Genomic DNA, 24,629 nt, shown 5'->3' with positions numbered 1-24,629 from the left:
TATTGTTATTTTGTGGTCCATCGTACACTTCTTCTTAATATCGGCCCTGCCAGTTCCTCCGGCTTCAGGCCCGCAAGCTCCATCATCTCATCTACCCTCAATGACCCCGACTGTGTAACAGAGCAGTCAAATACAATTTCGCCGTTTCCGGTCTCTATTGAATTGATATAATCGGCCGCATTGAGCTGTTTGTCAATGTTTTTTGCCGGATTAGTCCTCCTGATCGGCAGCGGGCCGCCGCTTTTGACGGTTTGCGCCGCGGCGGTTACCCTGGTTTTTACCGTCTCATCAAAACACTCCGTCTTCGGAGAAATCACATATTCGACGCTTTGAGGCAGAAAAGTTTTTTTGCCCGGACAGCATTCGAGCGTTTCTATTTTCACCCCTTCGGGGAGCTGTTTTTGCAGTTTCCGGGTGGTCTCATCGGAATCGAAATTTTCATTTTCGTCCTGTTCAATGCTTACGCAGATAATCTCCGCCAGAGAATTGACCCCTACGGGCCTTGGCAGCGGGATTGTCATCTTCGGCCTTGGATTGAATCCGCGGCTGAACCAGAGATTCAGGCCCGCCCGAATAAAGCATCGCTGAAAAAGGCGCATCATCTCCTGATGGGAAAGATACCCTGTAAGACCGCTAACTGAAAATCCTATCGCCAGCGTAGATTTCATATCAGAGCCCCCGTGCTTTTACAAGCCCATTGCGGCAGGTAACCAGAGGTCATGAAACCATGCCGAAATAATATCCGGTTTTCTGATATAGGAATCAGTATGTCTCTTCTGTCTATTTTCACTAATGTAATTTCTTTTCTGTATTTTAATACGTTTCCGGCAGTATTTTCATTGCCGCGGCCCTGAAATGATTACTTACCTGCGCAGGGAAGCACATATCACGGGCCTCTTCGGCGAGCCGGCGGCATTCTTCAATTGAAACGGAAAGAATAACCTTCTTTATTTCAGGTATCATCGCCGGAGCGATTGAAAGGGTTCTCACGCCTATACCCAAAAGGAAAAAGATAAACTCCGGATCGGATGCCATTTCTCCGCAGACACTCAGCCCGCATCCGGCGGCTAAGACATTGTCAACAGAGAGTCTAAGCAGCCGCAGAACTGCCGGGTCGCCGGGGTTGTACAGCGTTGCGACACGTTCGTTGGCCCTGTCAACAGCGAGGGTGTACTGTATGAGGTCGTTGGTGCCTATACTCACAAAATCGACATTTCTGCAAAGCCTGTCGGACATAATCGCGGCACTGGGAGTCTCTATCATTGCCCCGAATTTTATGTCGGAGTTATAACTGATACCCTCCTCTGCGAGATCTTCCATGACATCACGAAGCAGCATCTTTGTCTGGCGAACCTCGTAAAGGTTTGTAACCATTGGTATCATCACGCTGATAGTGCCGCAGCCGGAGGCCAGCAAAATAGCTCTGAGCTGATTTTTGAACATATCCATGTTCTCGAGGCAGAACCGTATAGATTTAAAACCGAGAACGGGATTGTGTTCGTGGGTGAATTCCTCGCCGCCTAAAACCACCTTGTCAGCTCCGAGGTCCATTGTGCGTATAACCACCGGCCTGGAGCCCATGATTCGGGATACTTCTTTGTATGCCCGCAGCTGGTCCTGGACTGAAGGTTCTCTGCCGTCTTTCAGGTAGAGAAATTCCGTTCTGTAGAGGCCGATGCCTTCGCCGCCGTTTTTAAGTACCAGCTCTGCTTCATCGGGCAGCTCAATATTGCCCAGAATCGTGATTTTAACCCCGTCCCTGGTAACGGCTTCTTTGTCTTTCAATGCCGCGAACTGCTTTTTGAGCCGCTTCATATCCTTTGCGAGGCCGCGGTACTCGAGGAGCGTCTTCTCGTCGGGGTCAACAATGGCATAACCGCGGTTTCCGTCAATAATGACGGTAACGCCCGGCTCTGCGAAATCTGTGATGTGCTCGAGTGCTACGACCGCCGGAATTCCAAGCGCTCTTGCAACGATAGCTGTGTGGCTTGTTCGGCCGCCTACATCCGTGGCAAATCCCTTGACAAATTCCCGGTTCAGGCTCACCGTCTGGCTGGGGGTCAGGTCATGCGCGACAATAACCGTGTCTTTACTGACGGTCTGTATGTCCTGCTGAACAGCGTCGATAAGGTACTTTAGCACGCGTCTTTCGAGGCTGTATATATCCGAAGCCCGCTGTCTGATATATACGTCTTTTAGGCTTGAAAAGTACTCCGCAAGCTCCCTCATTACCGACGATATGGCATATTCTGCTGTAACAAGCTCGTTTCGGACACGCTCGTTAATTCTCTTTCGCAGTACCCTGTCTTTGAGAAATGCTTTGTGCGAGGCGAATATATCTCTGACGTTCTTTTCATGAACATCAGGGCTGTTCTGGAAATTCCTCAGCTCAAGCACCGCCGAGGCAAAGGCACTGCGCACCTTGTCCTGCTCCTCACGAACAATCGCTTCCGTGATTCTGCGCCTCGGTATGCGTATCTCACCGCTATCGAGTACGATAGCATCGGCGATGGCTATACCGGGCGAAACGGCAATGCCTTTGATTACTTTCATTCTTGCAAGTTCATTACTGCTGCTCTTGAGACAAATCAAACATCTTGACAGCTACTAAATCGTGAATCGCATTTATAGCATCTTCGGCATCTTCGCCGCTGGCTGTAATCTTTAGTTTTGCTCCCGGTCCGGCTCCGAGCATCAAAATATGCATAATGCTCTTGCCGTCGGCAACAAAGTCTTTGTGCGAAACTTCTATCTTTGAACGGAACCGTGTCGCCAGCTCCGTAAAGAGTGTCGCCGGCCTCATGTGCAGGCCGTCTTCGTTTTTCAGCTCTAAATGTATTTCACGAACCTCTGCCAAGGTTTTACTCCGTTTATTGCACAGCCAGAATATTAATACTAAATTTCACCTTCATCGACCTCGCAAAGAAGATCGCGAACATCCTCGGTGCTTCTGGCCTGGCACAGGAATCTGCGAAAATCTTCTTTTTGAAGGTTTTTAAACACAATTTCCATAGCCTTAAGGTGAGCGTCCGGGTCTTTCTCCGGACTGATCATCAGTATCACCGCGTAAACGGGTTCTTTGTCCAGAGAGTTAAAGTCTATACCGTTTTGTGAGACTCCGATAGCCGCTACAACTTTTTTAATTCCGCTGTGTTTGACGTGAGGTACAGCAACACCTTTGCCAATCCCTGTGCTTGCCTCATTCTCGCGTTTGATCAGTAAATCGAAAATGCCCTTGGCATCTTTCTTTTTTATATCACCGATCGAAACAAGCATGTCCACAAGTTGTTTTATTACAGCATCCCGGTCAGAGGATTGCAATTCTGCATCAATCGCTCCTTCCTGCACAAGGTCATTAAAGTTCATTTGTTCTCCGTAATTAACTAAATTAACCCGCTAACGCATCACTTTTTGCTGCGTGTTTTGGGTTGCGTTCTTTACCTTTTGCTTTTGTAAGTTGACGCTCCATTTTGTGGAAAACACTGTCAATACAGGAGTAAAGGTCTTTTTTTGCTTCGCCTTTTTCGGTGGCCACAAATACATGTCCGCGGCCGCAGCGCACAATCACTTCTGCAAAGATACCATTATCAGAGGTACCATAAACGATTTCGATTTCGTGAATGCTGCTGTAATAACGAGGCAGTCTTGAGGCTTTTTCTTCTGTATGAGACCGAATAGCATCGGTAACATCAAAATGTTTTCCAGTAATTTGAATGTTCATAGCGTCTCCTTTTTAGACATAAAGACTGCAATTATAATATTCTAAGCATGTTCGGAACTCTTCTGAACATGTTGATTCCATTGTGTGGGGGTGACAACTCCCCCGCTTATTGTAAAGCGAAGCGCCTCTTCTATGGTTAAAGACATATTTACAGCGTCGCTTTCCTTTATCATTACGACATAACCGGTGAACGGGGTCGGTGAACTTGGAATAAAAATTGTAAGCATTCGCCCTGACTCGCCTACAATTTCAGGGAATCTGGTCAAACCTTCGCCCGTAACGAGTCCCAAAGACCATATACCTTTGCGGGGGTACTCAATTGCGACAACCCGTTTAAACTGGATTTTGTCGTGAGAAAAGAAAAAATCCGTAATCTGCTTTAGGTACGGATAGATATCTTTAAAAAGCGGCAGTTTTTTGAGAAAATCGTCAAAGGCATGAAGAAAACTTCTGCCGATAACGCTGGCAAGCATCGCGCCGATTATGCAGATTGCTATCAGCGGGACTATAAATCCCGCTACCTGGCCGCCGCCGCTGACCCAGAACGCTTCGAGCTGTGCAACGGTGTAATTGTCTGTAAATGCTGAAATTAGCTTAACTATATAGACGTTGACGTGCCTGCTCACGTTGTGGCTTAGAAAATGATACAGCTGCATCAAAAGCCACACTGTAAGTATGGTGGGCAATAGAGCGGCTATGCCCCTGATAAAGTAACTTTTAAAAGTTTTTAATATCCGCATGTTTATTTTATTATAACGGTTTGAAACCGGGAAAAACTGTTAAGTTCATCTAACACCGTAAAATACTTTTTTCTACAAGGCTTTAAGTTAATTATATTTAAAAGAAACCAGAATGTCAATAACAAACTACTAACAAACTTCGTTTATAGCAGGGTAGTGCATAAGATTTTTTTGTGTGCTGCTTATTGGCTTTTTTCTGAAAATACAGAGCATTGCAAGTTTAAAAGGGCGACGGTTAAGGCCTTGTATAAAAAAGACTTAAAAGAAGCCGCCTGCTTGGGCCGTTCGCAGGGCTCAGAGTGAAGAACGGGTGTTTCGTTTAATTTATTCCGGATTTTGCTGCCAGTATTGCCGCATCTTCTGCGCTGAGGACTTCCAGCTCAGCGGCACAGGTCGAAACAATGTAGCATATTATAGGTAAATCTACCGGCTCTACAATAAGCTGCATTACCGGGCTTATCGGGCCTTGTATCTCTTCTAACGGCGGCATTTTAACCAGATAATCGGCCATGTGGGTAACAAATTCGGGGTAATATTCGTACGCCTGGGCGAGTTTTTCTTTCGCGCCTTCCAGGTCTCCCGAGCGGTACTCGCATATCGCCCAGTCAGTATGCAGGCCCGCCATCTCGCCGGCGCTTCTTACAACCTCCTTGGCGCTGGTGAAGTCTTTCTCGGCCAGCTCAAATTCTCCGAGTTTGTAGTAGCCGCAGCCTCGGTTCCAGTATGCAATGGCTGAATTCGGGTTAAGTTCCAGCATCTTGGCATAGTCCGCAACGGCAGCTTCATAATTGCCGTTGAGTGAAAGGGCGGATGCGCGTGAGCTGTAGAGATCAGGATAATCCGGCACAAGTTCTATCGCTGCATCATAATCTGCCATTGCCAGCTCTTCCAGCCCCATTTCACTGTAGAGGCCGGCCCTGAAAAGCAGGTTTTCGCATTTGCTCATCGAATTACTGGAATTCTCCACCGTCCATGTTGCCTGTTCTTTGGCGGCTTGCTCATCACCCATTTCGTAGTATATGTAAGCCTTCATGTGGTAATTGCTTATGTCCTGGGGCAGCATTTCGATGGCTTCTTCAACGCACGCCATAGAATTCTCGTATTCACCGTCCTGGAAGAACCTGTTTGCGTCTCTTGTAAGCTCGCCGTATTTTGTGTAAAACCTTACGTCGTGGTAATATGTGCCATAGACAATCGCCGCGAAAATCCCTACCAGAACAATTGCTATTACCCCTAACCTTATGAGCATTTTTTTATTCATATAATGACCTTTCCGCACTATAGGCAGAGAATACATGTTATTTATATACTAAACCCATTTTAACTGTTAGCCTGACAACATGCAAGCTAAACTTTGGCAAGTGGGAATTGTTGGGGTGAAGCTGTTGACATAATGGCTCTGAATGTTTAAAATCAGCCGGCAGTTGGCGGTGTCCAGGCACGCCGCCGCGTAATTAACCACCTTTAACCCGGGAAAACCGTTGAATAACCCGCTTTTTATAACGATTGTATTTGTCGCACTTGTGACGCTTGTCGGTGCTTTTGTCCGGCGAAGAAGCCGGGATAAGTGCCTCAAGAGTTTTGTCGGCTTCGATGTTGTAATCGAAAATGTCGGCGGCAAGCAGGTCTGGGGCCGGCTTCGTCTTGAGAATACCGGTCTGGAGCTTCTCTATTGCTCGCCGCACAAAGATTGCGACGGGCATCTCGAAACCAGCTATATCCTTTACAAACAGGAATACTCCAATATGCAGGCGGTAATCCGTTATCATGACCAGCTCGACGAGCGGGGCAGAAACCGCCGCGACAAAGAGCTTGCCCGGACGTATCACCCGCGTTTACTCCGCCGTCTCGGCAGGCGTATCAAGAACATATTCAAGACTATTCGCGATTCGATAATCGAGGTTATCAACGTTTTATTGAGCCAGGTCAAGAAGACCACGCCCGCCGGCTCGATGCTGACCAGCCAGGATAAATATGTAAACCAGATGAAAAATGAGCTTATAAGCTCTGTCGCAACCTCTTATGAGCCGCTGCTTGAGAGGCATATCGGGCACAAGGTGGTTCTTGAACTGATCAAAGGTGATAAACTGCTCGAAATAGAAGGGATCCTCAAGGATTACACATCGGAGTTTGTCGAGCTTTTGGATGTTAATTATAGCATATCCGCGGAAGAAGCCCCCCGCAGGGCGGATTTGGTTGTTTTGCGTAAATACGGCATAATAAGGCATTTAGCGGAGTAAAAAACGCATGAAGATAGCACGCATACAGAAAATACATGGAGGCAGCGTCCTCTACGCTTTATTAGAAGATGACCGTTATATGGTCATCAAAGACCCATTCGCCGAAAAAATCGAAATCACCGGTGAGGAGGTTGCTTTTGACCAGGCACACCTTCTGGCACCGGTTGAGCCGCGGCAGATAATCGCGATCGGAGTTAATTACCGTGAGCACGCCGCCGAGTGCGGCAGGCCTCTGCCCGATGCGCCGGTTGTTTTTGTCAAGACCCTCAACACGCTTATCGGCAGCGGGGAGGATATTGTACTGCCTGCGATGGCGCCTGATGAGGTGGATTTCGAGGCGGAGCTTGCGATAGTTGTCGGCAAGACGGCTAAAAACATAACTCCCGAGCAGGCAGATGATTATATTCTCGGCTATACCTGCGCGATGGATATTTCCGCCCGTGACTGCCAGCTGCGGCTTGATATGCAGTGGGCCCGGGGCAAGTGTTTCGACACGTTCTGTCCGGCGGGACCCTGTATCGCGACCGGGCTTGACGGCGATAACCTCGGCATCAGCCTCAAACTCAACGGCGAGACGATGCAGGATTCCAACACGTCCGATATGATTTTCGGCTGCCGCTATCTTGTAAGCTATCTGTCCCGCTGTATGACGCTTATGCCTGGAAGCATGATACTCACCGGCACGCCGCCGGGGGTTGGAGTCGGCCGCGAGCCGAAGGTTTTCCTGCGGCCGGGTGATAAACTGGAAATGCAAATCGAAGGCATCGGGCGGCTGGAACACAGGGTTACAGCAGAGAAAATTTGAGCTGTTTTGCCGTCAACTTACCGCATATAAGGTAGTTATACATCTGACATGTCCTATCCTCGCATACTTTGGGCGATTTTGAACCTGGCTGGTTTTGCGCATTATGTGAAATTTTAAACCTGATATGGTATTGTAATAATCCTTCAATCGAATATAATCAGGCATAATAAAATAACTCTTAAGCAATGAGGTTTAATGATACTATGAATAAGAAATATAATGTTAAATATCGTGGCGGTTACCGTAAGTCTTTGGGCGGTTTTACTTTAATAGAGTTACTGGTGGTGATTTCAATCATCGCCTTATTGATGGCGATATTGATGCCTTCACTTCAGAAAGTGCGTGATTCTGCCAAAAACGTTGTGTGTATGTCTAATCTTAGACAGTGGGGCTTAATCGCTCAGATGTACACCCAGGACAATAATAACCGGTTCCATGCCGGCAGATTCAACGTTGCCGACCCGGCAAAGGATAAAAGCTGGCTGGAAGTATGGGAGCCGTATTATCAGACTCCTGAAATTCTGCTTTGCCCCAGCTCGTCGCGGTCACGAAGTGAGGTTGCAAAGAATACCGCTATTGGTTCCACCAAATATGCCTGGGGAGTTTTTAAGGGCAATTCCGGGAACAACTGGGATGTAGAAGGCGCTACCGGCAGTTATGGTTTGAACTCTTGGATAACCAATCCCCCGCAGGGCGGTAAGAAACCCACCGGCGGCTATCAGAAGTACTGGCGTTCATTGGACGTTGACAATGCCGATAATGTTCCCTTGATGGGCGATTGCATGTTTATCAGTGCCTGGCCGCAGGATACCGATGCTCTGCCGCCGTATGAGGATTTTTACAGCGGCAACAGCGGTTACAACCTGGCAAGATTCTGTATGCAGAGGCATGATGAGGGGATAAACCTGATATTTCTTGATCAGTCAGTTCGCAACAGCGGCCTGCAAGAGCTGTGGCGGCTTAAATGGCATCGTGAGTTCAGGACAGACCTGAGGCTGCCCCGTAAACCGCAGTGGCTTGAGTAGTCTGACGGCGGCAATAAATCCGTTTAATATTTCTAAGATATCGTTTTAGATTTAGATTATGAAAAAAAACAAAACCAAGTTGCTCGCAGCAGGGGTCTGCCTTGCTTTGGCGGTTGTAATAATTGCTATGAGTTTTAAGGAAGAGTCTGACGGGATTGAAGATTATAAGGGCGAGATCGCGTATATAAAATGCTTTGAAGCCGATTGCGGCCATGTCGAAGAGATGGATTTGTCTGAGTATTACCAGATGATCCGAGATGAATATAATAATTTCGAGAGTTCGGTGGAATGCTCGAAGTGCGGCGGCAGGGCAATGCGTGTAAATAAATGCCCGGAGTGCGGATTTTTATTCCCCAACGGCGCGGCAAGACGCGGCTATCCCGATACCTGCCCTGAGTGCGGGTTCTCCCAGACACAGCGGGATCGCGAATAACCGCCGTTCAATTTAATCGCGGCGGTCATTCCCGATAGACATCTCCGAGGCTGTTCAGGCTTTTTTTGCAGCCCATATCGGGCTGCTCCAGCCGGTTCCGCCGTCTGCCTGTACAGCTCTGAGGTAGTAGATTGCGTCACTGCTGAATTTTTCGTCCTCTAATTCTGCTTCCCAGCGGTCACTGCCGATGTCTGTGAATTTCTCTGCCTCAATCCAATCTCTGTCTTCTGATGAGTATTTCCACAGGACAATATCTTTGAGCGGCGCTGTGCCTCCGACCTTTATGGAGAACCGCGGCTTTTGACCTGGGCCGATTTCAGTTTTGTCACCCATCATCGCGCCTCCGCAGTTGAATGAGATTACCATTCGACAGCCGTTAGTGCCGTAGCAGTGGCGGGCTTTCATGCCTTCGTAGAGACTCTCTCGTGTTAGATTATTGGCGAAAGTTGCCTGTAATCCGGCTGTATTGTAACAGATATCCGGCACGAACGGATTGGGCCATTTCTCTCCCGGGTTTGGCATCATACTGCCGGCGGGCAATCTGTGGTTGTCGCTGCCGCCGCATACTCCGAAGTATTTACCGGCTGCTCCGACAAACTGCTGAAACCGTTTTTCCTGGTCGCTGACCTGGTGGGTTGTATGCATTTCAAAAAGCCACATCACATTATCATCAGCGAACTGATAGCGGGTGTGGCAATGGCCTATTACAAATGCCGGCACGTTGAGTTTGTTTACCGCTTCAAGAAAATCTATCACTCCTTTTACAAAGTAGGGCTTGCCGGGTTTCTTTTCCCTGGTTCCGGGTATCGGCACGGGCGTTCTGAATTTCGGATCGTCTAATTCCGCTTCCTGTTCCAGTGCCGGGTTATAGAACAGCTCGGCATCGCCGGTGTTGACAAAATATGCGTTGCAATGTCCGTCGCCTGCCCATTCATAGCCCGCAAACGTAACGAAACTTCCCGGCTCGTGATACAGCTCGGTTTTATCGAGAAGGTTATCCCAGGCCTGCTTGCTGCCCAAATGCGATGCGTGGCAGGAAACGGATATAAAATCCAGACCGGCCGCGGAGCGTGCATATTCGAAGTGATGCTCCCGCGGCACTGTCGCGTCGCAATCGAGCGTATGGCAATGCATATCTCCAAAATACACCTTATTCTCCGGCTCTTCTTCGCCGGCGATGATGTAATTTGAGTATCCGTTTATATTTTTGGAAGATGCTTTTGCTTTAAACCAGCCGGTTTTGTTAATCTTTAATTTTGTGCTTATCGAGCCTTTATCTGCCGCGGACATCTTGAGAGAGCGTGTTATAGTTTCATTTTCGCCCTCAACGGTTAATTTTATATCGCCCGAGAAATTCTCATCTAAACTGAAATACTCGTCTAATGCCGATATTTTTACCTCGATATCTTTTCCTGCCTGAACAAACGGCTGAGCTGTCACATAGAGTCTCACCGCGCTTTTGGCCGCTACTGTAATTGAAGGGAGCATGTCAAAGCCGCCCCTGCGAACAGGCGTTTTGCTGTCCAGCGCCGGAAGCAGTGAAAACCTGAAAGGCATAAAATAATATTTCATCGCTGTTATAGGCGCCTTGACGCCTTCTGAGCCTTCTCGCTTATCTCCCCAGGTGACGGTTATGACGTCGCCTGGGCGAAGCTCACTGCCGGCCTTTATCTCAAGCACATACCGCAGTCTGTCTTTAAGCGATCTGACAAGATGGGCTCTTTCGTTACAGTAGGGCTTGAAACCGCCTAACTCACCGACCTTTAATTCCAGTTCAGCATCGCTGTTACTGCATCTTGCGGTTATGTAGTTATCGTCTTGCGAGCGTTCAGTCTGCCAGGGACACTGGCAGCCCCACATCTGGTCCGGCCAGGAAAACTGCCAGCGGTCGATGTTGCTGCCGCTGACAATTCCGATGCTCTCACCCTTTGCAAGTCCGTCCTCGCCCAGAACTATCGTAAAAGTAAAGGTGTTATAAGATTCGCTCTGAACCTTATCTGGTGAGACGCTGACTTTTGTTGTATTTCCAAGAAGCGGATTTGAAAAGAATCTCAAGTCTTTCATGTGATCTTTATTCCCGAATAAACCTGTATTCATTGACTGCGCAAAAGAGTTGGCTGCCGGCAGTATTGTCATCATAACGGAACTGCCGCATAAGTTTTTCATAAACTTTCGCCTGTCCATTTTTTTCTCCTGTGAAGCGTTAGTTGTGATTATAATATTATCTTTCAAATTATACGCTCAAACAGTGCTTGTGAGAATCTCTTTTCGTGTTTATTTTTTCACAAAATGCGCCAATTTAAACACTTGAGGGTCCTTTGCGGGTTTTTTTTTGCAAAGAATTTTCAGAAGTTTTCAATATCTGCCGTATTTTTTTCGGTATTCCAGAGGCGAGTAGCCGGTATTGGCCTTAAAGTATCTGCTGAAACTGTTTGTTCCGGAAAAATACAAAAAGTCAGATACCTTGGTAATGCTCATATCCGTATTTAGCAGCAGCTCTTTTATGTAGTTTATGCGTGTTCTTTTTATTTCATCGAGGATAGTGCTGTTGAGGTTTTCTTTGAATTTTTTCTGGAGTGTTCTCAGCGAAACGGCCGCCTCTTCGGCAACCTCGGTGATTTGAACAGGTTCCCGTTTCATTGCGCGTATATACCGCATCGCTGTAACCACGTCTTCGTCTTCAACGGCGAGTGTGTCTGTGGATACTCTGGTGATAACCTGAACGGGCTCAACTTTTACGATATGCTCGTATGTCTTCTCACCCTTCATGATTCTGTCAAGCAGCTCGGCAATTTTAAAGCCCGCCTGTTCACTGTTAAGGTGAATGCTTGAGAGCTGGGGGAAGCATGTATCGCAAATCGGGACATCGTTGTCAACTCCTATAAGCGAGAGCTGTTCGGGAATATTGATTCCGGCGATTCTGGCGGCCTCTATGACATTCACCGCCCAGGCATCGCTGGACGCCATCACCGCGATGGGTTTCTCCAGGGAGCTGAGCCAGTCGGCAATATGGTTTATTTTGTAGCCAAAACCCTTTTGCATTATGGTTTTTGCCGGGGGGGGGTCGTAGCATGTAAGAGAGCAGCGGGATTTCTCGACTATATTGCGGAAGCCTTTATACCGCATCTTTGTCCAGAGGTATTTTGTGTCGCCGTAAAAAGCAAAATTTTTGTAACCCTTTTCAAGGAAGTATTTTGCGGCCATCTCGCCCACCGCGATATGATTTATCTGGAGTTTAGGGAAATCGCCTACGGCTTTGGATTCGGTAATGGCAACTATGGTTGGGATGCCCTTCCGGGTGAGTTTCATCGTCCTTTTGGGGCTTCTGGTTATCAGTCCGTCAGCTTCAATATCCTGAAGATGCTCATAGAATTCCTTCCTGTAGTTTCTGCCGTGCAGATAAGATGAATCATGAATGTCCCTGTAGATCGACCATGGCCCGTGAACGCGTGCGTAACGAGAAATCCCTTTGATAAGGTCTCTGCAATATGAACTGGAATCTTCGATTGCCAGTATTACTTTTGGTATTTGAGTAAACATAATCCGATTTAAATTGGATTATAGTTTTTTTAAAAAGAAACGCAATCAATATTGCGTAAATTGTGAAAAAATAATCCGAATATGGTATTTTTATTGAACAATTTTATAGTATAATGATGGGTATTAGTGGAATGCCGTATCAGGCATAAATTTTTAACCTATTCTAAGGAGATTGAAATGAGAAAATCAGAAAGAAATTTATTTATGGCAGCAGTTGTTATGGCGGTATTGTGTGTTAGCAATATCTGGGCGGCAGCTTTGATGAGCGAGTCTTTTGAGTATGAGCTGGGTGAGCTTGCCGGAAACGACGGCGGAATCGGCTGGGGCGGAGCCTGGACGATGACAGACCCGGACGGAACGGCAACTGTAGTAGAAGGTCTTTCATTCAGTGATTACCAGGTATCAGGTAACGCCGCCCGCATCACCATGACGAGTAACGACGGTTTTGCTGACGCAATCGCCAGGAGGGCGGTCGGCATAAACGTAACATCCGGCGACCTTTGGGTCAGTTTTCTGTATGCCCAGCCGGACGCTCCCCTGGCTTCGGTTGCCAGCCGAACAGCATCTATAAGGCACGGCCTCAAGCTCAGAATGAAGCCCAAAAACAGCGGTTCACAAGGTGTTGCCGTTGATTACGGTGCCGGCGCAGCAGCCAGCGGCGGATGGAATGTCCAGAGCGGCGAGACTTTTATGATGGTAACACGTTTTGCCGACCTGGGCCAGGCCACTGGAGGCGAGGCAACGATGTGGGTGCTGAGCGAAAGCCATTATGACCAGATCAAAGCGGGCGGCATAACAGTAGAGGAATTGATCGCAGTTCATGCGCTTGCCCCCAGCGCGCCGCATTCTAACAGGACGCTGACAACGGATGATTTTGTAAACATGCTGGTAGCAGACAGCTCCAACACGAGCTTCTCAGCGGTTTTCGATGAGCTTAACTACGGCGCATCGCTTAGCGATGTAGTTGTACCCGAGCCGACAACCATGCTTATGTTCGGTTTTGGCATGACAGGCGTTTTTCTGAAAAGAAAAAAATAATCTAAGGAAATTATCATGAAAAAAACAGTATTGCTTTTATTGTTGTCGGCTTTTATTCTGCCGGCAATTGGGGCGGAACTTGCCAGTGAGCCGTTCGACTACCCCGCAGGCGATATTATCGGCCAGGAGGGCATAAACGATGACTGCACCGTAGATATTGCTGATATTGCCTTAATGGCCGCAGAGTGGCTCAGCGTGCAGTATTACTGATTGGATACCCCCTTAAATTATAACTTTTATAGTGGGGAGTGTTCTCGGATACTCCCCATTTTTTTTGAAAGGCAGTGCCCTTGACTAATAAAATAGTCCGTCTATTTTTTTTCCGGCAATTACAGCTTACATTACTCACGGCAGGAAAGTTTCCCTGGAACTGGATTTCTTCGAATCCGGCCGACAGCAGTGAACCGCATTTCAGGATTGCAGCTTTATTACGATGAATAACAGGATTTTAACAATGAAGATATTTCAAAAAAGCCTTATATACCTTTATGTTCTTCTAAGCCTTTGGGCAATAAATGCTTCGGGTGAGGTGTTGTTTTACAATTCATTTGAAGATGACGGCTTCAGAGCCGATTACGCCGGCGGCAGCGCCGCGGCAGTTTTTCATGACAGCCTTTCACCTGTAACGGGCAAGAGCGGCCGGGGGCTTTGGTGCAGGCCCAACGAGTACATAAGGTATGAGACTGATGAAAATATCAGCTTTAATCTCGCCACTGTCTGTATGTGGGTAAAGCCCAACTACAATCCCGGCAAAAACCGCGAGCAGTTCGGCCCCGAGGTTCAATGCCTTTTCAGTATCCGCATTCGTACCGGAGATATGATTGAGCTGCGTCTTAGAAACGATAAGACTCCGCCCGGTCTGTGGCTTATGACCGGCAGCAAAGAGGGCGGCAGAAGCAATATAAATGTCCCCATTGAGGACTGGAAAGCGGATCAATGGCACAGAGTATGTATGTCCTGGGATCGTGAAAAGTCTATGCTGGCACTGAAGGCCGATAACAGCGAATGGGCTGTTATTGAGGATGCTTCGATACCTCAACTGCCCGAGGCGATGGCATACGATATGTATCTGGGCACAAATTCCAACCAGACGGCTCTTATGAGAATGGAGCACTTTGACGGGGTTATCGATGAGGTTGTAATAACAGACACCTGGCTTGATGATGACCCGTCGCAGCCGCCGGCGCAAAAGAGCCGGGCCCTGCCGGAAAACTTCAACACAACTCCGCGGCATATAGGCAAAAACAGATACCGTGTAAATATACATGTTGAGCCTGTCAATGATAAATGGGACAGGCTGCCGGTTAAGGCGGAAATAGAATTTACCCAAGAGTGGATGGATCTTACGCCTGCTCAAAAACGAAAAGCTCTCAACTCTTTCAGGCTTCTTCGGTATGACCCACAGAGCGGCGAGCCGGTTGTTTATGACAAATCACAGTCAGGCGAAAACAGATTTTTTATCCCGTTTCAAATCGATGACTCTCTCTTTTACAGTCCCTCGGCAGTGCTGAGGTTTACCCATCAGGGCAGCCGCGAGGCGGGTTACTCCTTTTACTACGACACAGCGAAGGGTTATCGGCAGCCGTATCCGCTTGAGATACCGATGGTCGGCAATGGAGACAGGCTGAGAATCGGACGCAAAGACACAACCGGAATGCTGTGTTCGGGCATAAGCGGCGTCTTTGATGTGTTCGATATAGACGGTGACGGCAATCTTGATTTGTGGATGAACTCCGGTACGCTCAAAACCCGTGCTTGCACTGAGCTGCAGGTCGGCCATTACTATTTTGAGAATATCAGCGATGAATTGAACAAAAAAGACACCTTCGCGCCGGGCAGGCTGATAATAAGAGACAACACCCCTTACGGTTACATATCAGGGGTTGTGATCCCGCAGTTCTGCGATGTGGACCACGATGGGAAGATGGATATAATGGTGCTTGGCAGGAGCAGCCAGGAATGGTGGAAGTGGCATTATGAAGAAGGCAATGTCGTTATAGATGAAATTGTACCCTTCAGGTTTACGGCAGAGCCGATAAAGACAGAGGCCAAGACTTTCTGGTACGACTGGGACAAAGACGGCCTCGGCGATGTAATCGCATCCCAGCTGGGCAGTCTGGGAAAAGACGAGGTTACTCCGTCTATTTACGTTTACCCAAATGTCGGTACCGCCGGTGAGCCGCTGATAGACACGGCAAATCCGGTAGAGATAGATATCCCAAAAGTGGATCTGCAATGGCAGTATATACCGACAGACTGGGACTGCGACGGCGATACGGATTTCATATCAGCCGGTTTTATACACGAGCTGTATTTCTATGAAAATACCGGCACAGACGCCAACCCGCAATTTCCCCATGCCGAACGGATCAAAACATACGACAGGCGGGAAATCAATATCCCGCAGGCTCTGATCAACATTGTTGTAGTTGACTGGGACGGCGACGGGGATAAGGACCTGCTTTACGGGTGTGAGGACGGCGTGGTCGGCTTTATGGAAAATATCGCAGGGCAGGGCAAAAAGCCTCAGCTTCGTCAGCCGGTTTATCTCAACCAGACTCGTCCGGTTGTTGATGGGGGTTCAATCTCTGTACCCCATGCGGTTGACTGGGACTGCGACGGGGATAAAGACCTGATTATAGCCGCGTCGAATACTTTGCAATACTACGAGAATCTCGGCACAGACACTAAGCCTTTCTGGTCGCATCCGCGGGATATGAGAGCAGGCGGGAGCAAGATCCAGCTAAGGGCCGGCGATGAGGGCTCGATACAGGGTATCGAAGAGCTTTGCTGGCAGTACAATAACGCCGAAACGGCGGACTGGGACGGCGACGGGCTTAAGGACCTGATCGTAAGCGGCATAAGGGGTGAGCATGTCCTGTTCCGAAATATCGGCAGCAAAACAGCCCCGCGGCTCCAAAGAGGGACGCTCATGGAAGTTGACTGGAAAGATGAGCCGCTGTATCCTGAATGGTCAACCGTTATACCGCAGGCAGATGAGCTGATTACCGTCTGGCGCACCAGGCCGGAAGCAATAGACTACAACGGTGACGGCCTGACTGATTATGTTACGCTTGACCATACCGGAGAGTTGGCACTGTACCTGAGGTCAAAGACGCCTGATGGAAAACTTGTGCTCAATGAGCCGCAGAATATTTTTACATTTGAAACTCCATACAGCCAGGCACTTGTCTGGAACAGGGCACCCAATGCCAGGGCGGGCATGTCTGGAAGGACGATTGTAAATCTTGCGGATTGGGACGGCGACGGTGATTATGATTTGATCCTGGACAATGTCAATGCGAGGTATTATGAAAATGTTACGGATAACGAGCGTCCTTTATTTAAAGACAGGGGCGATCTGGTTAAAGAGCGTCTGGCAAACCACAACGCAGGGCCCTCTATTGTTGACTGGGATAATGACGGCAGGCCCGATCTGCTTATCGGAACCGAGACCGGCAGGGTGTTTTACTTCAACAGGGCATACATTGAAGGCGACGAGGCAATCGTAAGGATTCTGGAATAATTATTTAAGGACGCTGATGCAGTTTAAAGAAAAAATTACCGGTATGCGGCGGCTGCCGTGTTTTTACTTAGAGATAGAACTTAATTGAATTTAATATAAGCGGAGTTGAAAATGTCAAAAGTTAAATTCCTGATTATTGGAGCAGGCTCAAGAGGAGTTTCGTATTCAAGATGTATCTTGGAAAGCAGCTCGAAGGCAGAGGTTGTCGCAGTAGCGGAGCCTGACCCCATTCGTCGGGATACGATAGTAAAACAGCATAATATAGCTGATGAGAATATCTTTGATGACTGGCGCGAGCTGACCGGCAAAGGTAAAATAGCAGACGCGGTGGTAATTGCCACCCAGGACAATCAGCACTATGAGCCGGCTATGTATTTCATTAAGCAGGGCTATCATGTCCTGCTGGAAAAGCCGATGTCGCCTGATAGCAGCCAGTGCCGTGAGATTGTCCAGGCCGCCAATGAAAGCGGCAAACTGTTTTCCGTGTGCCATGTCCTGAGATATACACAATATACCAAAAAACTCAAACAGCTTTTAGACTCAGGTGTTATCGGAGATATTATATGTATTCAGCACCTCGAGCCGGTTGGATATTTTCACCAGGCCCATTCATACATAAGAGGGCATTGGAGAAACGAAGATGAGTCGTCTTCAATGCTTCTGGCCAAATCCTGCCATGACCTTGACTGGCTGAGGTATATTATTGATTCTCCGTGCAGCAGTATATCGTCGTTTGGGAATCTCAAATATTTCAAAAAAGAAAATCAGCCCGAAGGTGCCGCCCACAGGTGTTTAGACTGCCCTGTAGAGCCGCAGTGCCCATATTCGGCGAAAAAAATCTATATAGGCCGGGCAGAGAAAGGCGATTTTGACTGGCCCGTGAGAACCATAACAAAAGATCTCACTGTAAAGGGAGTTACGCAGGCTCTCAAGGAAGGGCCCTACGGCAGGTGCGTCTTTGACTGTGACAATACTGTCGTTGATCACCAGGTAGTGAACATGCTTTTTGAAAACGGCAGCACCGTATCGTTCACAATGACCGGTTTTACAATAGACGCCGGCCCGAGAAAAACCAGAATCTTCGGCACAAAAGGCGAAATATACGGCAATGAATCCCATATAGAAATCTATGATTTTCTCACCGGTTCACGCGATGTCTATGAGGGCAATTCCGCCGACGGCACCATCATTGGCGGCCACGGCGGCGGAGATATGGGCCTGGTCAGCAGTTTTATAGCCGCGATAGAGACCGATAACCCCGACGAGATTATAACAGGCCCCGCCGAGACACTCGAGTCGCATTTCATGGTTTTCGACGCTGAACGGGCAAGAAAAGAAAACAAAGTTATAAACAGAGCAGGAAGATTATCGCCCCCGGCCCAAAAAAACAAAGCGGTATTGGATGAAGTATTCGTCTGAATCATCGCCGCTATGTTAAAAAACGCGGCACCACAGGATAATAATGTAAACGAAACTATCCGCAGATAACGCAGATTCCCGCAGAACGCTTATAAGGTTGCCGGTAATATCAGGATATTTTCTGCAATTCAAGAATCGCCTGGTTTACTTCCTCGGATTTTTTATTTATCAGTCTGATCAGCTCAGCCGGCGGCGGTGGCGGCGGGGGAGGTGCGATATTGGGATTTACAGCCTTTATATCATAAACCGCGTTTAGTATCTGCTCGGCTTTTTGTGATTCTTCTCTTGATTTTTTTTCAAAATCTTTGATTACCGCCAGTGTTTCCTTTATAGCGTCTTTGTCCAGGGGCTTTTGTTTTTTCAGAGCCTTGAGTTTTTCTGTATAGTTCTGTGCGCTGTGCATGTGTTCCGCGGCGTGGAGCTGGAACGGGTGGGCTTGTTTTGCGGCTTCGGCTTTGAGTTTTGTAATATCTACAGTCCAGCTGTACTCGCTGTCTTTGCGGCCCGGCAGCAGCCTGAAGAAACCTTCAAAATGCGCCTGGGTCAGAGGAGATTTTTTTCTGATTTTCAGGTGCGAGAGGTCGTAATACCATATCTTTTCAGTAGGTTTACCCTTGGTGAAGAACAGCAGGTCTGTTTTAACGCCGGCGCCTGCCGCGGTAAATACTCCACCGGGCAGGCTTACGACACACCATAAGTCGCACTCATCAAGCAACTTGCGTTTTGTCTGGACAAAAGCGGTTTCATTGGTACGAAACAGCAGCCCCTCATCGAGTACCATGCCGCACCTGCCGCCGTTTTTGAGGCTGTCGATGATATGCTGTAAAAACAATACCTGTGTCGAGCCGGTTTTATAGGCGAATCTGGTCTGTGCGTCTTTGCCTTCTTTGCCGCCGAAGGGTGGATTTGTAAGGATTACGTCAAACTGTTTTGGGGCGTGTTCAAACAGCCCCTCATACGCCGCTGCGCCGGTGAGGGTATTGCCGTGCCAGAGGTGCGGGTGATCTATCCCGTGCAGGACAAGATTGGCAAGGGCTATCGGGTAGATGAGGTTTTCTTTTTCGCGGCCGTAAAAGGTGCTGTGTTTGAGTACGTCGAGCTGCTGGGGAGAATTGATTTTTTTATTATCCTTGCCCGTCATAAACTCATATGACTGCGCGAGAAAACCGCCGGTGCCGCAGCAGGGGTCATATACCGTTTCACCAATGACAGGCTCAACGGCTTTTGCCATGGCACGGATAACCTCGCGGGGGGTGAAGAACTGGCCGCCGTCGTTGCCCTTTTCGCCCATCTTGAGAAGAAGGCCCTCATAGACCTGTGAAAGGGTAAAAACGTGCGTATCATCAACCGCGGCGGTGGTTATCTCGTCAACCTTATCAAGGACATCCTGGAAATTGCGTTCTGTATCGATACGCACATGTTCTACGCCCGAGAGTATCTCGCTTATAACCTTCTGCCGAGGGGAGGCGTTGGGCCGGTTTTTCAGCTCTTTTAAATGCGGCAGCAGCTCGTCATTGACAAACCCGAAGAACTTATTCATGCCCGACTCGCTCAGCTCAAGCCGTTTCTTGCCGTTTGGCGCCGCCCAGTCCTGCCAGCGGTAGGGATACTCAAACGACGGGGTGAATTCCGCGCCGACAGCACGGCAGTAACGCTGCTCGTCATGTTCGCGTTCATCGAGGATACGCAGAAATAACAGCCAGGTAAGCTCGGGGACATACTGCAAAGCCCCGGCGCAGTTGCTCCGCCGCATTATATCGCATATTGATTTTACGGCTGCGTTTACTGACTGCTGGCCGTTGTATCGTTTATTCTTTGTCTTTTTATTTTTTGCCATAGTATCGTAGGTCGGGCTTCCAGCCCGACTTATTGAGTATCAGGCTGGAAGCCTGACCTACACACTCAAAAGCGTCATTCACCGACTGCTCTGAATTGTAGTTTTTAGTTTTAGATAAATTTCTTTTTGCCACGTTTATTTAAATTCCATACTCTTGCTCTTATAGCATTTTTTACGTCTTCAATTTGTTGAAGCACACTTTGCTTTACGTCTTCAATTTCTTGTTTAAGCACACTTTGCTTTTCTTTTTCAATGTCTGCTTCTTCTGAGTCTTTAACACTTAAGACCTTATCTTGAAAAAGAGCTATTCCTTCAAGAACAGCACTACATTTATCAAGAATGTCCGGATATAAAAAAGGCTGGTTTTTAGTTAGTGTGCTATAAAAAGCAGGGAGAACGTCGGCAATTGTCAGTTTTTTTCTGCTCTCTGGACTTGTGGGGTTCAGTAAGTATCCACCATTGGTGGGTATCGCATTGGCGGGTAAATTATTAACATAATTTACGAGTGGAAGCAATCCAACCCAAATTTCAACATAAGCATTGAACTCTTTTTCAAACTGACATTGATGTATATAAAGTTTTTTTTGTCCGCTTATATCAATTTTATTTTGGAACACATAAAATCCCCCCTTAAGAATTAATGGGATAGAACCGCCAATCGCTGAGACTGCTAATGTTTCATACAATGTCATTTTACAATTTCCTTTCAAATGTTTGTTTCAATAATGATACTGGTAGTTTGTCGATTAGTTCAAATTCGTCTATGATTGCTTTTTTTGCCTTTTCCGCTGCCGCGATCTGAGCGGTCAAAACCTTTACTATACGCTTCTGCTCCGTCAGGAGCGGCAGGGGGATATTAAGAGTTATTAAAAAGTTTTTAGGAACACGCTGCTGACCTACAGCACCAGTAAAACACTTTTCTGCTTCATGCAGTATTTGAGGTTGACGTATATAACTGTGTATCCACTCTGGTAGAATCTGTTCAGAAGGTCTAATCACATGAAACTCTGTCGTCCCAAAACCAAAACCATTCAACAATTGTCTGGCAATCGCGTGCTTTCCGTTTTGCATACACGGGGTAATTTTAGCGAATAAAACATCATTTTCTTCAAAATATGTATATCCCTTAAATACATCTTTTAACTTTTTGACTTCTGCTTTATCAATAATACCAGTTTCTGAATTTACAGCCGGCATTGGGACAAAAGTAACATTTTGTTTCATATCTGCTATTATAGGATTCCTCGTAGGGTTTATTTTACACACTTCCCCCAGTTTTTTCTTTGGCCATTTTTTTGCATTTTCGCTTTCAAAGATTGCGTTTAGAAAAGAAGTCTGGAGTTTTTCCGCGGCTTCTAACTTTTCCTGACATGCTTTTTTTGCCTTTTCCGCTGCCGCCATCTGAGCGGTCAAAACCGTTGTTATTCTTTTCTGCTCCGCTAGGGGCGGCAGGGGGATAGAAAAATTGAATAACTGGGATTTAGAAATTTCAGCGAAAGTAGCACCACTACCCAAAGATTGCAAAACAGGAGTTGATTTTTTCAAAGTAAAATACAGAAAAACATTATCTATGACTTTTGAATCTGCAACAAAACTCTTACAGCCTTGATTAGTACACAAGTCAACACAGGCAATAGCCAGATGTCCTATTGGAGCTCTTGAAGACAGTACCACCGCACCTTTTGTGATAAGGTTCAGATTACAACTGTTAAAACCTGCTTTGGTAATTTTACGCTCTGAATTGTTGATTTTTGGGGTTTTCAATTTTCCTAAGTCGGTAGGGGTTACCCATACTATATCACCATTCCAATACTTAGAAATACCAGTTTTGGGGGTTGTACCACTTATAACATCACAAACTTCTCCCAGCTTTACCCATTTCCAGCCGTTTGGTAATTTTTTTTCGGTGTCAATCACGCTGCGAATATCCTCTCTTTTGTCATTTTGAGAATATCAGCCGGTTTTCCGATAGCCGACAGCGCGTTTAGGCCTCCGGCGTTTATTATCTCGGGCAGCTCGAAGATGTGCTGACTTTCGAGTGAATCGGTGCCGCCGCCGGCGAACTGCCCGGTGATGGCTTTGAGTGTGGCGGCGGTGTTATCCGGCAGGGTTTTCAGCCAGTCGCTGTGTTTGTACTTAAACGCCTCTGCCCGCAGTATTCGTGTCTGCGGCGCGAGCCCGTAGCCCAGCTCGGCAAGTACATCGTAGAGATCGTAATCGTCCATTTCTTCCACCGTCTGGATAATCTTTGGAGAACAGCCCGCACCAACGAGATTATCAATGAGGCTCCTGCGGTTTGCAGGGTCTATCCAGCATTGGCGGAACGCATCGAGGTCGGGCAGCTCATCTACCAGCCTGCGAGCGATACGGCGTTTGTATTCTTCTATCCTGATCGGTACGGGCTTTCCGTCAATTTCGCCGAGAATATACTTTCCTGCCTCGTTCACATACACTTCGAAACCGTCAACGATAACGGTCGGCTCCGGCGGCGGTGGCGGCGGAGGGGGCTCCGGCCCGGGACCTTTGGGGCCGGATTTTTTCTTTTTTGTCCTGAAATCCTCGCCAAAGAGGCGTGTGGCGTTCGTATAATCGTAAACGGTGAACATCATCTTATTGCTCGGCTCGTCAATGCGTGTGCCCCTGCCGACCATCTGGTAAAAGGATATCGGTGATTTGACGTATTTGAAAAACACGATATTCTTTACACAAGGTACATCAACGCCGGTTGTCAGCAGCTCCACTGTGGTTGCGATGAAGTGATGGCGGGATGCACCCCTAAAGTCCGGCAGGTAGTCATTGCCATTGCCCTTTTGGGTACATTTAAACGCGTATGATTCTTTTCGCTCGAGGTTATTTTTACTGCACCATTCGGCATAAAGGTTGTTCATTGTCGCGGCTACATCATCGGCGTGGCGGTCACGGGCGCAGAAAATAATGGTTTTCTGCTCAGGGCCGCCGGTACTGACAAGGTAGTCGAAAAGATCACTGCACATGGCAAGGACACGGTCGGGCAGTAAAATCCGGTTTTCATATTCTGTTTTTTCGTAGCGTTCTTTCAACTCATCGACAGTTAATGTCCGACCAGTGATTGCGTCCCGCGGATTTCGCGAGGCGATCTGTTCAAGAGTTATGCCGGTTTCATCAAGGTTTACCCTGCCCTTTTGTATCTGGCATGCGGCAAGGTAGCCGTCTTCTATGCCCTGGGTGATGGAGTATTCATATACCGGCTCTCCGAAATATTTCAGGTTGTCGGCGGAAATTTCCATGTCTTCCTGCGCTTCGGGGGTGTTTTCTGTAGTTATGATTTCCCGGGGCGTTGCTGTAAGGCCGATCTGTACGGCATCACTGTTGCGTTTGAGGACCTGTGACCATTTGCCCCATGCGGAACGGTGGCATTCGTCTATAATTATATGGCTGAAATGGTTTTCGGGATAATGTTTTGTTAGAAAATTGCCGTCTGAATCGTCCCTGTCAACATCAAGCGTCTGGTATGTGGCGATGTGAATACGGGCGTTTTTGGCGTTGTTTTTGCCGTCTGGTCTCTGGTAAACCGGTGCGGCATTGGCACCGAAGACGTTTGTAAAGGCTCCAAGGCCCTGTGAGCGGAGCTCGTCACGGTCGCAGAGAAAAAGCGCTCTCTTGAGCTGGCCGGCATCGGCGATGCGGCGAAGCAGGTTTACCGCGATAAAGGTCTTGCCTGCCCCGGTAGCCAGCGATAGCAGGGCACGTTTTTCGCCCCTGGCGATCTTTTCAAATACGGCACGAATGGCGGCATCCTGATAGTACCTTCTCTGGGCTTCACCTCCGGCGTATTTTACCAGCAGCGGTTTGGCGAGTTCGGAATCAAGGTCAATTTGTCTTGCCTGTTCGTATCTTTTTCTGAGTTCACCGGGTGTTGGAAACTCTTCCAGCGGTTTTGGTTGGCTGGTAAGGCCGGTAATGCTGCTGAATTCTACGAATAAATGACCGTTTGATGAAAACACAAAGGGAACATTGAGCCGCTTGCAGCTTGCATAGCCCTTAGCCTGCTGGAGGCCGTGACCGGGCGGCAGCGATTCTTTTTTTGCTTCAAGCAGAGCAACAGCAACGGGTTGTGTGTCGTGCGTGACTTTTATACGGAGTGTATAATCGATACGACCCTTGTGCCGGCGCCTTGGCCTGCCGTTGATAATCTCAACAGCCGGGGCAGATTCTTCACGCCGGATCAAATCCTCGCTCCAGCCCCTGGCATGTATAGCCGGATCTATGAGCTTGGCCCTTGTGTCTGCTTCGTTGTATGGCTCTCTGTTCATTATGAATTCTCTG

Annotated in this window: 21 protein-coding genes; 8 read left to right on the top strand and 13 right to left on the bottom strand. The window is 47.8% G+C overall.

What is annotated here, in order from left to right:
* Positions 1 to 5: 5 nt before the first annotated feature.
* From SMSP2_RS11090 to SMSP2_RS11060, 7 genes are all read right to left on the bottom strand, one after another.
* Positions 6 to 668 (bottom strand): TIGR03936 family radical SAM-associated protein, encoded by a 663-nt coding sequence (locus SMSP2_RS11090; RefSeq protein WP_146684065.1) that lies wholly within the window; start codon positions 666 to 668, stop codon positions 6 to 8.
* A 145-nt stretch (positions 669 to 813) separates the two neighbouring features.
* On the bottom strand, positions 814 to 2,553 hold the full coding sequence (gene ptsP, locus SMSP2_RS11085) for a phosphoenolpyruvate--protein phosphotransferase (protein WP_146684064.1): 1,740 nt from the start codon (positions 2,551 to 2,553) through the stop codon (positions 814 to 816).
* A gap of 13 nt (positions 2,554 to 2,566) precedes the next feature.
* Positions 2,567 to 2,857, bottom strand: coding sequence for an HPr family phosphocarrier protein (locus tag SMSP2_RS11080; protein WP_146684063.1), 291 nt, complete (start codon positions 2,855 to 2,857; stop codon positions 2,567 to 2,569).
* A gap of 38 nt (positions 2,858 to 2,895) precedes the next feature.
* On the bottom strand, positions 2,896 to 3,366 hold the full coding sequence (locus tag SMSP2_RS11075; protein ID WP_146684061.1) for a PTS sugar transporter subunit IIA: 471 nt from the start codon (positions 3,364 to 3,366) through the stop codon (positions 2,896 to 2,898).
* A 22-nt stretch (positions 3,367 to 3,388) separates the two neighbouring features.
* Positions 3,389 to 3,721, bottom strand: a complete 333-nt coding sequence (gene hpf, locus SMSP2_RS11070; RefSeq protein WP_146684058.1) for a ribosome hibernation-promoting factor, HPF/YfiA family — start codon at positions 3,719 to 3,721, stop codon at positions 3,389 to 3,391.
* Positions 3,722 to 3,762: 41 nt separating this feature from the next.
* Positions 3,763 to 4,377, bottom strand: coding sequence for a DUF502 domain-containing protein (locus SMSP2_RS11065; RefSeq protein WP_186804697.1), 615 nt, complete (start codon positions 4,375 to 4,377; stop codon positions 3,763 to 3,765).
* 403 nt (positions 4,378 to 4,780) lie between these two features.
* Entirely contained in the window at positions 4,781 to 5,722 is a 942-nt protein-coding gene (locus SMSP2_RS11060; RefSeq protein WP_186804696.1) for a tetratricopeptide repeat protein, read from the bottom strand.
* A gap of 220 nt (positions 5,723 to 5,942) precedes the next feature.
* Here SMSP2_RS11060 and SMSP2_RS11055 point away from each other — a divergent pair, with 220 nt between their 5' ends.
* The 4 genes from SMSP2_RS11055 to SMSP2_RS11040 all read left to right on the top strand — a co-directional run bounded on the left by SMSP2_RS11055 (position 5,943) and on the right by SMSP2_RS11040 (position 8,964).
* Positions 5,943 to 6,701, top strand: a complete 759-nt coding sequence (locus SMSP2_RS11055) for a hypothetical protein (RefSeq protein ID WP_146684053.1) — start codon at positions 5,943 to 5,945, stop codon at positions 6,699 to 6,701.
* 7 nt (positions 6,702 to 6,708) lie between these two features.
* Positions 6,709 to 7,506 (top strand): fumarylacetoacetate hydrolase family protein, encoded by a 798-nt coding sequence (locus SMSP2_RS11050; protein ID WP_146684051.1) that lies wholly within the window; start codon positions 6,709 to 6,711, stop codon positions 7,504 to 7,506.
* A 203-nt stretch (positions 7,507 to 7,709) separates the two neighbouring features.
* Positions 7,710 to 8,531: a prepilin-type N-terminal cleavage/methylation domain-containing protein gene (locus tag SMSP2_RS11045; RefSeq protein WP_146684049.1), complete on the top strand. Its 822-nt coding sequence runs from the start codon at positions 7,710 to 7,712 to the stop codon at positions 8,529 to 8,531.
* A 58-nt stretch (positions 8,532 to 8,589) separates the two neighbouring features.
* Complete coding sequence (locus SMSP2_RS11040) at positions 8,590 to 8,964, top strand: hypothetical protein (protein WP_146684047.1); 375 nt, start codon at positions 8,590 to 8,592, stop codon at positions 8,962 to 8,964.
* A 54-nt stretch (positions 8,965 to 9,018) separates the two neighbouring features.
* Here the strand turns inward: SMSP2_RS11040 and SMSP2_RS11035 are convergent, their stop codons facing one another.
* A complete protein-coding gene (locus SMSP2_RS11035; RefSeq protein ID WP_186804695.1) occupies positions 9,019 to 11,130 on the bottom strand; it encodes a DUF3604 domain-containing protein in 2,112 nt (703 codons plus the stop codon).
* A gap of 189 nt (positions 11,131 to 11,319) precedes the next feature.
* A complete protein-coding gene (locus SMSP2_RS11030) occupies positions 11,320 to 12,504 on the bottom strand; it encodes a XylR family transcriptional regulator (RefSeq protein WP_146684043.1) in 1,185 nt (394 codons plus the stop codon).
* Between the two features lie 177 nt (positions 12,505 to 12,681).
* Between SMSP2_RS11030 and SMSP2_RS11025 the strand changes: the two genes are divergently transcribed.
* The 4 genes from SMSP2_RS11025 (at position 12,682) to SMSP2_RS11010 (ending at position 18,487) form a co-directional block, all read left to right on the top strand.
* Entirely contained in the window at positions 12,682 to 13,542 is an 861-nt protein-coding gene (locus SMSP2_RS11025) for a PEP-CTERM sorting domain-containing protein (RefSeq protein WP_146684041.1), read from the top strand.
* Positions 13,543 to 13,557: 15 nt separating this feature from the next.
* Positions 13,558 to 13,752, top strand: coding sequence for a hypothetical protein (locus tag SMSP2_RS11020; RefSeq protein WP_146684038.1), 195 nt, complete (start codon positions 13,558 to 13,560; stop codon positions 13,750 to 13,752).
* Positions 13,753 to 13,996: 244 nt separating this feature from the next.
* Positions 13,997 to 17,068 (top strand): FG-GAP-like repeat-containing protein, encoded by a 3,072-nt coding sequence (locus SMSP2_RS11015; protein WP_186804694.1) that lies wholly within the window; start codon positions 13,997 to 13,999, stop codon positions 17,066 to 17,068.
* 111 nt (positions 17,069 to 17,179) lie between these two features.
* Entirely contained in the window at positions 17,180 to 18,487 is a 1,308-nt protein-coding gene (locus SMSP2_RS11010; RefSeq protein WP_146684034.1) for a Gfo/Idh/MocA family protein, read from the top strand.
* Positions 18,488 to 18,596: 109 nt separating this feature from the next.
* Here the strand turns inward: SMSP2_RS11010 and SMSP2_RS11005 are convergent, their stop codons facing one another.
* From SMSP2_RS11005 to SMSP2_RS10990, 4 genes are all read right to left on the bottom strand, one after another.
* Complete coding sequence (locus SMSP2_RS11005) at positions 18,597 to 20,324, bottom strand: class I SAM-dependent DNA methyltransferase (protein ID WP_146684033.1); 1,728 nt, start codon at positions 20,322 to 20,324, stop codon at positions 18,597 to 18,599.
* Positions 20,325 to 20,434: 110 nt separating this feature from the next.
* Positions 20,435 to 21,016, bottom strand: coding sequence for a hypothetical protein (locus tag SMSP2_RS11000; protein ID WP_146684031.1), 582 nt, complete (start codon positions 21,014 to 21,016; stop codon positions 20,435 to 20,437).
* A 1-nt stretch (position 21,017) separates the two neighbouring features.
* Complete coding sequence (locus SMSP2_RS10995) at positions 21,018 to 22,241, bottom strand: restriction endonuclease subunit S (RefSeq protein WP_146684029.1); 1,224 nt, start codon at positions 22,239 to 22,241, stop codon at positions 21,018 to 21,020.
* The gene (locus tag SMSP2_RS10990; protein WP_186804693.1) at positions 22,238 to 24,616 is read right to left on the bottom strand and encodes a DEAD/DEAH box helicase family protein; all 2,379 of its coding nucleotides are present in this window, start codon (positions 24,614 to 24,616) and stop codon (positions 22,238 to 22,240) included. The genes SMSP2_RS10995 and SMSP2_RS10990 overlap by 4 nt, the downstream gene beginning before the upstream one ends.
* Positions 24,617 to 24,629: the final 13 nt, after the last annotated feature.

It is taken from the genome of Limihaloglobus sulfuriphilus, assembly GCF_001999965.1.
Taxonomy (GTDB): Bacteria; Planctomycetota; Phycisphaerae; order Sedimentisphaerales; family Sedimentisphaeraceae; genus Limihaloglobus; species Limihaloglobus sulfuriphilus.
The sequence above is the reverse complement of the archived record's forward strand: the minus strand, read 5'-3'. Positions and strand labels throughout refer to the sequence as shown.